We start from the raw sequence: 13966 nt of genomic DNA on the forward strand, positions 1-13966 counted from the left end.
AATCTCCTCTTGGAAAATATGCTAAAAGTTTTCTAGCCAGTTCTTTCTTTCAAGTTCATATCTTCTATCGGTACAATTATCATTTTCATTATAGTATTCACTCACCAGTTTCATAAACTTATCCAAAATCTTTACAGAACCAGTATTTACTAAATTAACATCGGCTATTACTTTGTTTACACGCAAGTGCTGAAAATAATATTCCAACATCTCTTTGGTCGTTTCCGTTCCGTATCCTTTGCCCCAGTATTCCGATCTGAACCGATAGCCTAATTCCTGTTCTCCATGTTCATTAATTAAAAACAGAGCTAGGCCAATCATTGCTGCATTCCCTTTTTCAAATATTCCACAATCGCATTTCTGATTACTTAAATCTGATACTTTCAAATTTAAATTTTTGTGGAATCTTTCTATTACTTGATTTTCCGTAAAGGCCTTTTGTGGAATGAGCTCCAAGATTTTTGGGTCAGTAAAAAGTTCAGCAAAATATCGCTTATCTACACTTTCTAAACTTTTGATTACCAACCTTTCTCTTTCAAATATTTTCATTCGTTTATAGAATATTTAATTTTTACAGTTTTAAAGGAAGGAATAATCATGATGTTAGCATTTACTCTTTGATGTGTCAACAATATGTAAACCGGGTAAATTATCACTATCAATATGGCTAGTATAGCCGTAGTTGTTAAAACCATATTATCATATCATTTTATCGTGCAAAAAATAATTCCGCATTTTCATAATAGATTTTCCGTTTTTGTGTATCATTCAGAATAACAAGGTCTTCTATACTCGCTATGGCGCTTTTTATATCTCCATTATCTGACCCAAACATTAATCGGTCCTCTAACCCAGCATCTATAAACCTGTTCATAATGGCCTCAAAATCTGCTTTCGGGAAAATATACGGATTATTTATTGCTGAAATGTCCGCATAAACATTTGGGTAATATTTCATAATGGCAATGGAATCCTCGATGAAAGGCGCCCCCGCGTGCATAATCCAGACTTTTAATTTTGGAAACCTTTGTAAAAGATTTTCCAACAATAGCGGCGTGCCCAAACTAATTTTAAAATTAGGGCTGCCATGTTCAGGGCCTGCTAACCCCGTGTGAATTCCCACAGGTATATTATATTTTTCAGCCAAGGCATAATACGGAAACAGTTTTTCATCGGAAGGGGAAATTCCATAATATTGGTTCAATACCTCCCCCAAAAATTGTATTTTATTTTCTTTAATAAGTTGTTCCACCCAATCAATGTCAGGAAATTCCCTTTGGTCAGAAAAACAGAATTGCAAGCTATACGGAACTTTACCCTCAGGACAAGCTAACATAAGGCCGTGAAGAAACAATAGGCTTTCTGTGTTTTGATAACTTGTCTGAAGATCCCACGAAGTACTGACTGCTGCTTTATACACCCCATTTGATGCCAATTGTGCCAATTGACTTGTTGGGTTCTTATTACCATGAATGTGGACATCGAAAATCTTCTGGGCATTGGCTCCAAATACGAATAAGAGTAAACCAATTATAGGTGCAATTTTTTTCATAAGCAACACATATTCTTTTAGTTGGAGTTTCCCAAATATAATTAAATACTGCATTACTTTTTTGCCCTTCACAAAAGCAATCCACTCTCCACTATTTATATTTTTAAAATCATGGTACTCGTGAATCGTCCAAATATTTTAAATGTGTGTGCTTGTGCAACGCTTCCTAATATTAGCTGGATTTATCAGCTCAGCGCCATAAGCAACATTCCTAGACTCATCACGATCATCAGCCCGTCTTCTATTATGGTTACCGTACTCATTGGTAAGTTGAAAACATCACCTAAGCAGGCACACTTAATCGTTTTTTTGTTCAATACGGTTTGTAAAACACCAATAATACTGAGCGTCATTACTACTAAAGTTACGCTATTGGTCACTATCGGATTGAAGTTTATCAGAAAAGCAATTCCCAATAATAATTCCGTAAAGGCATAAATATAACCCCAAGCAGGAAATTTTCGGGCAATGATGTCATACATTAAATAGCTTTCCTTAAAACCTTTTAGGTTTAGCATCTTGAAAAAGGAAAACGTTAAAAAGAAACCAGCCATAAAATTTCGCATCCATCTCATTAAATCCATATTTTCAGCTGTCAATTCCACAAGGGCAGTCGCTGAAAAAATGTATAAAAATATGAGCAAAACGGGTTTGTATGTTGCCAACCAAGATTTGGTTTGCTCTACTGCTTCATTATGCTGTGTGGCGGAGATTCGATATTTGTCGTCCAGTGCAGTTTGCAAATCGGCCAAGGCAATATGTTTTTCCATCGTGATGTTGGCAGTACCAGCATCTTTAGAAACCTCTGCAGCTGTTACATTATCTACGGAAAGCAGGGCCGATTTCACTTTGGCTTCACAACTTCCACAGGTCATTCCTGTTATTTGATAAATATGTGTCATAACTATTTCTTTTTAAAATTTCTTAATGATGGTTATGCCCACCCTCTTGATATTCTTCATTTCCTTGAAGGACATTTACCGTAAAATCGGCAGTATGTACCTTCCCATAGGTTTGAAACTCTACCCAAATTCTGTAGATCCCCGGGTTTTCAATATGCGTTTCGGCATAAATCGGGAAGCGTTTGTCAGTAGTGGGGTGTATATGAAGAAAGTCTATATCCTCTTTACCAATCATTGCGATATGGGCAGTTGCACCTAGATATGGCTCTATGTCCTTTTCAGCCAATCTCTTTTTATTCCTTTCAACCGAAATTTCCAATGCCTGTGTTCTAATGGTTTTTAAATCATCTCCATTTTCCAGCGTAACGGTATAACCGTCAATAACAGAAACAAAATTAGGAGTTAAATCAACCTTGACACTATTGGGATTTCCTTTTACGGTAATCACTTTCTTATCTACAGTGGGCCCAACACCTTGAGGTTTATGGTCTGCAAAAAGTATGTATTTACCACCGTAGGGAAATGTTTCCGATACAACATATGTGCTATCCGCTTGCTCCAATGGGTGGATATGACGAAACCACGTCAGATTTTCATCAACAATCATTAAATGCACCTTCCTTTCGTGGGAAATATCCAAGGGTACATTTCGGTCATTTTCTTTGAATGCGAATGTCAGCTTTGTGGATGTTCCTGCCTCAATGGATTGTGGTTCAGTGATGAGTTCCACCTCCACCCTATTTTCATTTTCATCAGTAGCGGCAACTAATTCCATGCCACATTTGTGGCATATATCGCCCTTTTTGCCTGTTACCTCAGGATGCATCGGGCAGGCATATGTGCTGTCCTGCTGTGGTATATGTTTATCTTCCAATCCTGAAGATTTCTGTTGTGTGTTGTTGCAAGCTGTAAATAATACAACCCCGACAACGGAACTTATCAATACAGATGTTTTAAATAACCTTTTCATTTTTATATTTCTTTTGGATACTGCAAATTTCAGCATAAATAGGGCTATACTATTGCGTAATTATGGAAAGGGTTTGTAAGATTACGGATGTGTGGTGATATTTCCCTTCATAAGCGCAAACAAGACTCTGTACCTAAAGACAGAATAATAGCTCCAATATTTAGTTCAATTTGCCTGGATCTCGAGAAGATCTTATTTAATAATTGTGTGGCCTTAATTCTTTGCAATTATTTGTAATGCAAAAGGTGGCATCAAAGGAAGATTACAGTGTTGCGCGATTCTGGAAAGGTTATGGTCGATTTATAATTCCTCTATTGGACTCCGTTTTATGGTTCGCAGTTTCTTAAAGTGGCTTGGAGTAAGCCCTGTAACTTTTTTAAATTGGTTGCTTAAATAAGCCACACTTGAATAGTTGAGTTGGAAGGCAATTTCGCTTAATGTTAGCTCATCATATACCAACAACTCCTTTACTTTCTCAATTTTTTGAAGGATAAAATATTTCTCAATGGTAATACCTTCCACTTCGGAAAACAAGTTGCTTAACGCACTGTAGTTCTGATGAAGTTCTTGTGTTAAATACTCTGAAAGTGTAACCTGAAGGTTTCCGTTCTTGTTCTGTACCAAATCAACAATCCTATTTTTTACTTTTTCAATGATTTTGGTCTTTTTGTCGTCCAATAGGTCAAAACCAAGAGATTGAAGTTCTTGTTTCAGTTGTTCCTTAATAGTCGAAATGTCATTTTCTTGTAATTCGATTTCTCCCAATTCCACTTTTAAAGAATGAAGCCCCAACTTTTCGAGTGTTGATTTTACAACCATTTTACAGCGGTTGCATACCATATTTTTAATGTATATCTTCATTTGTTTTCAGTTTGCCTACAACGGTTTAGTTATTCCCGAAGACGTGAGTTTTATCACAGAAATTCAATGGAAGAACAAATTTTGAACCTTGCACGCATATGCCATCCAACCGCTCCCGCCCCGCAATTGGCAATACTTGTAAGAAGTAGGTGTTGTATGTCATTTCCTGCGGATTCAATATTCTCCCACCTCAATCCATTCCTCAGAACTAACATCCTTAAGCCGAATTAAACTAAAATCTATAAAATCTTTGGTTGTATATTCCAAGCTATAGGTCAAAATATCCGGACTCGGTTCATAAGGGCGTGGGTTGTACGATTTAACATTAACTTTAATTAGATAGGAACCATCAGCTAATTTTTCTTTTACGGCTGGAAGTGTCCATAATTCAGTTCTATATATAAATCTAGATTCCTCGGATACATAGCTATTTAATTTTGCCAAGAAAACATTGTCTTTTGGTAAAGCTTCAATTTCCCTTAACGTATCATTTTTTATAAGGAACATACTGTTCAATAGAAATCGTCCGTCCATTCGTGACCAAGCTATGACTTCTCCGGGAATATATTCGTATAAGTCCGGTTTTTCCTCTAAATGCGCTATTGATTTCTGGAATTCTAACAATACTTTCTCAGTATAATTTTCAGGTTTGAACTTCTCCTGCAATTCCTCTAACGTATAGGGTTGTGCATAGGAAAAAGTCCAAATAAACATAAAGAGTAAGAAGGAAAATATTTTATTCATTCCATTTTAGGATTTTAAATCGTTACCAGTTTTTTCAGTCCATTTACCGTTAACGGCTAGCGCTTAGGGAAGTTGCTACCGTTGTTGTAAAGCTACAAAAAGGTTCCACACATTCAAGCATCTGCAAACTCACGATGAGGTCATTCTGGGTTTTCAAATTCCCATCGTTCCCCATTATCCCATTCCTTTCGAGAGTTACCATAATTAGGATAGCCGCCATTTTCCTTGAGCATCATTGCTAAATGAAGCAGATTATAAGTCATAAAAGTGGTATTTCTATTTGTAAAATCACTATCGAAACCAACGGGGATATCTAATTTTTCTCCTTTCCATTCTTTATCTCCATAACTTGGTCCCGGACCCACTTTTCCAATCCATCCGCAATCTGCTTGGGGTGGTATTGAATATCCTATGTGTTGAAGCGAGTACAATATTCCCATCGCACAATGTTTTATGCCATCTTCATTACCGGTAACTATGCAGCCACCAACTTTACCATAAAAAATATATTGACCTCTATCATTCGTTAAACTGCTCAAAGCATAAAGTCTTTCAATTAGTTTTTGAGTTTCAGAAGATTTTTCGCCAAGCCAAATTGGTGTTCCAATTATCAGAATATCAGCATCCAAAACTCTTTTTGTTAATGCTGGCCATTCATCATTATCCCATCCATATTCTTTCATATCAGGATAAACACCACTCGCTACTTGATGGTCGATTAATCTAATCTCATCGATCTTGACTTTTTCCTTAATCATAATGGCTTTAGAAACGTCCATTAATGTTTGGGTGTGGCTTTCTTGCGGTGATTTTTTTAGCGTACAATTTATATAAATCACTTTTAAATCACTGTAATCTGATTTTTTCATAGTTATAGTTTTTTTAAATCGGTTACTGTCTCGGCAATGAAAAGCAGCAGAAAAACAGGCGTAAACCTGTCCGCCTCAACTTTGATTTTTTTAAAATACAAAAACTTTCGATTTATGACAGTAGCAGCTATTTTTTATAGCCATTGTTGGCGGCAGTGTATTGCTATTCACTCATTAGTTTCTGAAATTGGTCGATAAACTGTCCAACGTGATAGCCGTCCATTAATGCGTGGTGTCCGTGAATGGAAATCGGCATTGACTTTCTTCCATTGGTTTCAGTCATTTTGCCAAACGAAATTTTTGGGCAACTGTCAGGATGTGAAAAACTCCTTGCGTGAGAAATGCTCGTAAAATCAATCCACGGAATTGCTGAAAAGTGTATAGATTCAATAATGATTAAGTAACTTTCTGGAATGTCGGATTTGTTAGATGTCGAATAAACAAAATCAGTTGTTAAAATCCGCCTCAAGTCATCGGTTTTGATTTCTTTAGAAAAGTGGTCTAGAAATGCTTTGCCTTTATTAAAAGTAACGTAGTGTTTCCCTTTTGGGTCAAATTTGATCGGTTCGCAATGTTCAATTGGATATAAATTCCGAATCAGATTTTTTTGTTTAACAACTATTTTTGCAATACTATCATTACAAGTTACTTCTCGAATTCTGTCTAGGAGTATTCCATAAGTTTTATATTGCGATAATTCAAGAGGTACATTTAAACTTCTATTTTTGCTTTTGGGAAATCCATAATTCTTTATTACGGTTTCCTGCTTTCCACAATTTGTCAATAACACTAGTATTATCAAATATTTTGCGAAGATTAAATTCATTCCGATATTTTGTTCAAATGCAAATACAACATCTCGGCAATGAGGAGTTGCGTGTGTTAGCACTTAACTTTGCAAGTACACATTAAACTGAAAACCCACAGGATTTCCCCAGTAGGCTTAGACCAGCCATGACTTAAACACCGAGTTAAGCACCATTTTTTATTCGTACACTATTTTTTCCAAGTCGCTTTTTTTTCCGCTATAAATGTTAAAAAAATCGATGGGCTCACTTGCTATTAATTTTACTGATTGGTCGTGATCATGATTTAACCTATAAATTTTGCCCTTTTTATCGACTGCAATATAATTACCATCTTCCATATCCAAAATTGTGTAGTAAAGTTTTTCGTCTAATTCAATTTCAAATGTATATTCCAATTCCAGTAATTCCATTTGTTCTTTTGACAGAGATTTCAATGCTTTTTCTGCAATTTTGCGGTCTGGATTTTCCAATTTCAAATGCTCAAGCTTAATTTCGTTTCTCTGAATTTGGTTTAAGTCAAACGTTTTATGAAAATATTCCGGATTTTCGGTTTCAATTTGAGTCAGAGTATCATGTTGATATCTTAATTTAATTGGCTCATAATTTTCTGCTTTACGATTCCAAACTGAAATACCAGTCAGATTAAAATAAGTGTTGTGATTTCGATTAACTTCCTCAATGCCTCTTGGGTCATAACCTCTTAATATAAAAATCGCATTTGGTTTTTGCATAAAATTAAAACCTACAAACCTGGAAATTCCGATCGATCGTTTCAATTCCGGCAATTCAGATATCAATAATTCGGCAATTTTAAGCTCAAATTTTTCAATGTGTTTCTGCTTTATCTTTCGATTGAAAATGTTCATTTCAAATTTTGACTAACGATTTTGTAAATGAGTTTGGCGTGTCCCGGCCCCGATCTCTCCAAATATAAACCATCTTTGGAAAATTCTACGGATTTTCCAAGAGAGAACTGACCGAGCCATAGCTTATATACATCTTAAGTTTGATTTTAATAAATCAGTTAACTTTAAGTTACTGGCCCAAAAGAGCGGAATTAGGGTATGAACAATGCCAGAATTCCCATAAATAAATTATTAGAGAAAATGTTTGGTTTTTACTTCAGTTCTTTGTTTTGCTACGTTATTTTCTGTTTTAACTTAGCAGTAAATTTTTTGCTTTTTTGTTCAATATCCTTTAATAAAGCCTATAACTTCATTCGTTTCGGTTAAGAATTCCAATTAATTTTCTGAGTAGCCTGCAATGCCAGTAAGTGCAACGAGGCATGCCGATCACTTAACAAGCTAATCGTAAACAAAGGGAAGAGTAAGAAGCTCGCACTCATAGCGATTGCAAATAAGCTTTTGAAACAGTGTTTTGCCATTGCAAAATCGATACTGCCCTATAATGCCGGATTTGTTTCGGTGCTTGCGGTAAAATAATTGGCTTCCAAACAAAAAAATAGCTTACAGATCTATTTTATAATCTGTAAGCCTAAAATAAAACTGTCAAAAATTAATGAAGAAATGTGTTGTTATTTACCTCAGTTCTTTGATTGGTAACGTTTTTTTATTGTATTACTTTTTCGATATAGGGTGGTTTCCATGTGCCATCCATAGCTGATTCTTTTGGTCCATAAATACGAAGACATAAATAAAATGGCTCTTTTGGTGCAGGCAACCAATTTGCAACTTTATCAACTCTAGGTTTCTCATTTTGAATGTAAACCGTAAAACCTCCATCCTTATCGTAAATCAATCCTTCTGATGTTGAATTGATAAGGTAACGGTCTAATTCATTTTGTACTAAATACCCTCCCACACCATCTGCTTTTTTGTTATATAAAGTTATTGACCAAAAATATTTTGCAGGAGGAATTTCATCTTTCTTAAAATGAATCTGGTATTTGTTTTCTCCGTTTAATACTTCACCATTCTTGTCTACATACCCCATTGGGTAGAACGCTTCAATTTTATCATTGGCATAAATACCAACCATAGCCGCTGCAGCTCTCAATACATGATCACCTTTATAAAATGACCTTGATCCAAAGGCATCCATCATGTTCCATCCGTTAATTTGTTCTGCAATATTTCCCGCTTTTGCTTTAATCTCTGCTGTTCCTTCTTGTACACCTGCTTTTATAGCGGCTAATACTTCAGGGCTATATTCAGAAGCATCAAACTTTTTACCCGGAGCAATACCTATTTTCTCAAATTCCTTTAATTGCGCTTTGTCTTCATCGTTAAACGGAGTTACAAGTGCTAAAAGAAAATTATAATAATCGATGAAATTTTCATTGGTTAAGTCTACAGGATTCAATTTTATCCAATCCAATTTGGGTGCCTTTTCCGGAGTGTCTTTACCTAAAAATGTGCTTAACGGGGTTGCCTTTAGTTTCTTTTGAACAGCAATAACATTTGGTAAATCAGACTTACCTAACAATTGTGTTCTCCCAATAGTGGTTACCAATTCACTTTCACTTTTAAATACCTTCTTGAATTTGCCTTCAGGAATGTCGCCTTTCCAATTTGGTCCAACAAACAAATAATCACCTGCTTCTGTTCCAGTAGCACGTGTCCCAATAAACGCAAAGTTATGAGTGAATAAATCTATAAACTGAATAACATAATAGCGATCCTTTATTTCAGGCACAGAAATAACCATAGGTTCTGCACGTAAATCCATTGCCGTTAATGAGTATGGCGTATCGGCATTCATGGTTACTACGTCTGTACGTGTATAATCTGCAGGACTCGTATCGTGCGTAAACGAATTAAAATCCCCACGATATCCGGGACTAGATTCATCGACCATTGTGAAATACATTGCTTGATAGCCCATTATCATTGGATAAGCGAAAATATAAGCATCTTTCGCTATAGATTGGGCTTCACTAGGGGTAAGTGTAGATGCAGAAGCTTCTGCGCCATCTTTCCGATTTTCATTTTTGCAGCCTACTATTACAAGTAAACTGAAAAATAATAGGAGTGTTTGTTTAGTCATATGGTTAGTTTATTTAGTTTGTTTTTCCATTTTTGGAGTTATCCATGTTCCATCCAAAACTTCATTTTTTGGTCCATATAAACGCAATACGGTATAAAAAGGCCCATCTGGAGCCGGTAGCCAATTTGATTCTAATAATTTCCCTGGAGAATTTTTCTGGACATAAATTGTTAAAGAGCCGTTTTCATTTTTCACAAAACCATCCTTCATATTGGAGTTCACCAAATATCTGTTTATATCATTTTCTACTAATAACTGTGTTTTTCCATCATACATGGTCAATGACCAAAATGCCTTAACAGGGGGCAAACTATTTGCTTTAAACGTAAGTGTATAATTATTTTTTGAGGCATCCATGGGGTTACCATCTGCATCTACTAAAAAAGTAGGATACGTTGCTTCTAATGCGGAGTTTCCATATATACCAAGATGTGCGGCTACAGCTCTAATTAAATAAATGTTTTCTAGATTGTAATTGTCTTTAGCACTTTGCTCTAAAAATTTTCTTGATCCAAATATTTTAGAACTTGCCAGAGGGTCTTTATTAGTTTCAGCGATAAATGCTTCCATACTGGAGAAACCATCCTTTACCCCTTGTTTAATAGCTTCTTGAATCTCTGGGCTAAAACTAGCAAAATCATAACCTTCAGGAGTGCTAATGCCTAATTTCTTGAATCGTTTAAGTAACTCTATTTCTGAAGCATCAGGAGTTTTTATTAATTTAAGCACAGCATCAAGATAAGTAAATGATGCTTCGGTAAATTGCGACCCTTCTACCCATTCAGGAAATGCATCTGTATTGGTAGAAATTTTAGGCGCTTCCCCCAAATATTCACTTAAAGTTTCTAATTGGTAGCTATTTTGAACGGACTTCACATTTTCCAAATCGTTAGCATCCATTAATTGAGTGCGCACAATGGTAAAAAATATTCCAGTTTCTGTTCGGATAACTTCCGAAATACCTTCAGGAACATCGCCCTCCCAATCCTTCAATGCGATTAAATACTTACCTGCTTTACTTCCTGTAGTAAGCGAACCTACATAAGCAAAATTGTGTGTATATAAATCAATAAACTGGAAACTATAATACCTGTTAGGGTCAATTTCAGGAACAGTAACAACTACAGGTTCGGTTCTTACGTCATTCCAAAACATACAATAGGGCGTGTCAGAGTTCACAGTAACAATAGCCTTATCGTTTGGAGTGTATAGTCTAGCCTCGCACGACTTTTTGTTAATCTCACCTTTATAATCACCTGAATTTTCATTAATGGTATTAGCATAAAATGTTTTGTAATTCAGTACCAGAGGTAGGCCATAGACATAGGCTTCTTTAGCGATTTCTCTAGCTTCTTCTTTTGATAAACTTTTCTCTGACTGAGTATACCCACTCGTAAAAACGAACGATGCTATAATCATAAATTTTAATTGTAGTTTCATATTATTACGTAATTTTTAGTGAGATTTTAAATGTTGCCTAACGTTTAGGGCTTTCAAAAGTGGCTGTAAATTAGTTACTTACTAAAGTAAATATAGACTAATTTTCGACTCCTCGAAGTTTTTTCTTTTTAAAAATTAAGCCCAAGCCATTTTATAAATCCATTGTTAGCCATTTCTACTTTCTTCAATTGATTTGTCTTTCAATAATGCTTGAATTCATTTTCAGATTTGTTCTAACATGCTTTTCAGTTTGTTCGTTCCAAGTTTCTCTCAATTTTAATGGTGAAAATGTTCGTCTTAATAGTCTAAATATCGTGATTGATAGTCAGAACATCTATTTTAATAGTCAGAACATCATTATTAATAGTCAGATCATCATTATTAATAGTCAGATCATCATTATTAATAGTCAGAACATCATTATTAATAGTCAGAAAATCATTATTAATAGTCAGAACATCATTATTAATAGTCAGAACATCGTTTTTAATAGTCAGAACATCTATTTTAATAGTCAGAACATCATTATTAATAGTCAGAATATCATTATTAATAGTCAGAACACCATTTTTAATAGTCAGAATATCATTTTAAATAGTCAGAACATCATTTTAAATAGTGCAATTGCCATTTTTATAGTGGTTTTGACTATCTTTTTTATGATAATGGAGGCGCAAAAAAAACGGTTCCTCAAGAACCATTTTTGACTGCTCCAGTTTTTCTAACAGAGTAGTTGCCTTGTCATCCAGGGCCCGCTGTATACTTTCCAATGGAACTACCTGCGGCATTCGGGCAGGCTTCACCATGCCAACTCCAATGTCTATGTTATTAACAAAATTTTAATATATTGCGAACCCAAAAAAACCCAATCAACAAAATTCCTATACCGATTTTATGAAGAAATTTTACGTTCTCACATGCTGTTTCTTGGTCGCCAATTTTGCCTTTGCCCAATTGAATGGTAGCTATGTAATTGGCGGTCCCCCTTCAGATTATACCACCATCAAAAATGCAGTGACAGACCTTACCACCGTTGGAATTTCTGGGCCTGTTGTTTTCAATATAAAGGATGGCACCTATACGGAACAAAATATAAATATTACCGCCATCGCCGGTACCTCTGCCGCCAATACGGTAACCTTTCAGTCGGAAAGTTTAAATGCGGAAAATGTTACCGTAAAAGGCAACAAAATATTCGTGGTGCGCGATGGCGCCCAGTATATTACGTTTAAGCATCTTAAACTTGACACCTATACAAATTCCAATCTGTTTAGACGGGCTTTTGATGTTTTAGGGCCTACAACCTCACATATAACCATTTCGCATTGTAAATTTGTGGGAGGGTCGTCATCTTTGACTTCAGAAACGTTCAACGGCAATGAAACCAACAGATTTACACATACCTTTATGTTGATTTCAAACCCTTCCCATCTAACAATTTCCAATAACGATTTTGGCACCATTGGCGCAGTTATTTTTAAACAAGGCCTTACTAACCAAGGCTTTGCGAACACTGTAACCATTGCAAACAATATCTTTTCCGGCACAATGATTACCCCGCTTCACCTGAAACGCGTGAATGATCTAACCTTTCATAACAACACCTTTACGGGAAACGTAAAATATAGAACGCTACACACCACCATTCTGTCCGGCACCACCACAATAAGCAGCAATAAAATGTACGTTACCAATTCAGAATATCCCGGCCCTAGTGGCTATACCACTTATATAAACAATTCCTCCGTGGAGGCCGGAAATTTAATTTTCATAAACAATTTCCTAGCGCAAATGGCAAGTTTGGCAACGTCAGATTTTGACAATATGACCATCGCCAATAATTCCTTCGCTTCCAACAGCAGCCATTGTTTGGGGGTTTTTGGCGATACAAAACTGGTGAGTGTTAATCTTCAAAATAACATTTTCCACACAGATAGTGAATCGCCTAATTTACTTGTGGGACAAAACTTGGATTTGAATAAGCTAACCGCAAACCACAATGCCTTCAGTAAAGAAAAAGATGCCATCGTGTATTTGGAAAACAGTTATACTTGGGAATATTTTGACCTGCAGGATTGGAAAAGCTTTTCAGGAAAGGAAGCCAATAGCAAAGTAGTTCGGGATGTTTATACCTCCACCTCAGATTTTCATACGCCAAATGCCTTTCTTTTGGATGGAGCAGGCGTACCCATTGCAGAGGTAACTCATGATATTGATGGCGAAAACAGAAATCCTTCAACCCCCGATATTGGGGCAGATGAATTTACCCAGGACCCCAATACCTATATGGATCTTGAGCTGGTGGAAATTGTTTCCCCCACCACGGCCCCGTGTGATACTTCTGATGTTGTTTTGGCCTTAAAAAATAATAGCGCCACCACTATTACAAACTTCGAAATAGAATGCGCCATCAATGGCAACCGCGGCAATATTGCCAGTTATAATATCAATATTCCCTCCACTGAAACAGTGTTGGTGAATGTGACAAACTGTAGCATCATGGGCAATACGAATTATGCCAAAATCGAATTCTTTTTAAGCAACCCAAATGGTCAATTGGACAATAATTATAGTAATGACCATAAGTCTATCCTAAACATTTTTCAGTTGGAGGAATTTCCCATCTTTACTGAAAACAGTGAATGCGAAACCGACACAAATCTTATTGTTCCATTTATGCATGGCACCACCCTCCTGTGGTCCACTGGGGAAACAACAAACGTAATCACCGTTGACCAGTTGGGCACCTATACGGTTACCGCAACAGGGCCGCAGGGGTGCCAGGTTACTAACTCAATTACACTCGACTAATT

Annotated in this window: 13 protein-coding genes and 1 pseudogene; 2 read left to right on the forward strand and 12 right to left on the reverse strand. The window is 36.1% G+C overall.

Going from position 1 to position 13966, the window contains the following annotated elements; all coding sequences use genetic code 11:
- Positions 1 to 21: 21 nt before the first annotated feature.
- The 9 genes from QRD02_RS07355 to QRD02_RS07395 all read right to left on the reverse strand — a co-directional run bounded on the left by QRD02_RS07355 (position 22) and on the right by QRD02_RS07395 (position 7504).
- Positions 22 to 549: a GNAT family N-acetyltransferase gene (locus tag QRD02_RS07355; RefSeq protein ID WP_290254287.1), complete on the reverse strand. Its 528-nt coding sequence runs from the start codon at positions 547 to 549 to the stop codon at positions 22 to 24.
- A gap of 160 nt (positions 550 to 709) precedes the next feature.
- Positions 710 to 1552 carry an amidohydrolase family protein gene (locus tag QRD02_RS07360; RefSeq protein WP_290254288.1) on the reverse strand — a complete coding sequence of 281 codons (843 nt, stop codon included), beginning with the start codon at positions 1550 to 1552 and terminating at the stop codon, positions 710 to 712.
- Positions 1553 to 1737: 185 nt separating this feature from the next.
- Positions 1738 to 2454: a heavy-metal-associated domain-containing protein gene (locus QRD02_RS07365; RefSeq protein WP_290254289.1), complete on the reverse strand. Its 717-nt coding sequence runs from the start codon at positions 2452 to 2454 to the stop codon at positions 1738 to 1740.
- Between the two features lie 22 nt (positions 2455 to 2476).
- The gene (locus QRD02_RS07370) at positions 2477 to 3424 is read right to left on the reverse strand and encodes a DUF8832 domain-containing protein (RefSeq protein WP_290254290.1); all 948 of its coding nucleotides are present in this window, start codon (positions 3422 to 3424) and stop codon (positions 2477 to 2479) included.
- Positions 3425 to 3724: 300 nt separating this feature from the next.
- Positions 3725 to 4285 (reverse strand): helix-turn-helix domain-containing protein, encoded by a 561-nt coding sequence (locus tag QRD02_RS07375; protein ID WP_290254291.1) that lies wholly within the window; start codon positions 4283 to 4285, stop codon positions 3725 to 3727.
- Positions 4286 to 4459: 174 nt separating this feature from the next.
- Complete coding sequence (locus QRD02_RS07380; protein WP_290254292.1) at positions 4460 to 5029, reverse strand: hypothetical protein; 570 nt, start codon at positions 5027 to 5029, stop codon at positions 4460 to 4462.
- Positions 5030 to 5169: 140 nt separating this feature from the next.
- Positions 5170 to 5898, reverse strand: a complete 729-nt coding sequence (locus QRD02_RS07385; RefSeq protein ID WP_290254293.1) for a flavodoxin family protein — start codon at positions 5896 to 5898, stop codon at positions 5170 to 5172.
- 163 nt (positions 5899 to 6061) lie between these two features.
- A complete protein-coding gene (locus QRD02_RS07390; RefSeq protein ID WP_290254294.1) occupies positions 6062 to 6724 on the reverse strand; it encodes a CatA-like O-acetyltransferase in 663 nt (220 codons plus the stop codon).
- Positions 6725 to 6883: 159 nt separating this feature from the next.
- Complete coding sequence (locus QRD02_RS07395) at positions 6884 to 7504, reverse strand: hypothetical protein (protein WP_290254295.1); 621 nt, start codon at positions 7502 to 7504, stop codon at positions 6884 to 6886.
- A gap of 465 nt (positions 7505 to 7969) precedes the next feature.
- Here QRD02_RS07395 and QRD02_RS07400 point away from each other — a divergent pair.
- Positions 7970 to 8149 (forward strand): annotated as a pseudogene (locus QRD02_RS07400) (IS110 family transposase); the annotation flags it as partial.
- 127 nt (positions 8150 to 8276) lie between these two features.
- Here QRD02_RS07400 and QRD02_RS07405 read toward each other — a convergent pair.
- From QRD02_RS07405 to QRD02_RS07415, 3 genes are all read right to left on the reverse strand, one after another.
- Positions 8277 to 9713, reverse strand: a complete 1437-nt coding sequence (locus QRD02_RS07405; RefSeq protein ID WP_290254296.1) for a DUF1254 domain-containing protein — start codon at positions 9711 to 9713, stop codon at positions 8277 to 8279.
- A gap of 9 nt (positions 9714 to 9722) precedes the next feature.
- Positions 9723 to 11153: a DUF1254 domain-containing protein gene (locus QRD02_RS07410; protein ID WP_290254297.1), complete on the reverse strand. Its 1431-nt coding sequence runs from the start codon at positions 11151 to 11153 to the stop codon at positions 9723 to 9725.
- 611 nt (positions 11154 to 11764) lie between these two features.
- Positions 11765 to 11959, reverse strand: coding sequence for a hypothetical protein (locus QRD02_RS07415; protein ID WP_290254298.1), 195 nt, complete (start codon positions 11957 to 11959; stop codon positions 11765 to 11767).
- Positions 11960 to 12047: 88 nt separating this feature from the next.
- Between QRD02_RS07415 and QRD02_RS07420 the strand changes: the two genes are divergently transcribed.
- On the forward strand, positions 12048 to 13964 hold the full coding sequence (locus tag QRD02_RS07420; RefSeq protein ID WP_290254299.1) for a hypothetical protein: 1917 nt from the start codon (positions 12048 to 12050) through the stop codon (positions 13962 to 13964).
- The last annotated feature ends 2 nt before the right edge of the window (positions 13965 to 13966 follow it).

The organism is Aequorivita aurantiaca (assembly GCF_030410135.1).
Taxonomy (GTDB): Bacteria; Bacteroidota; Bacteroidia; order Flavobacteriales; family Flavobacteriaceae; genus Aequorivita; species Aequorivita aurantiaca.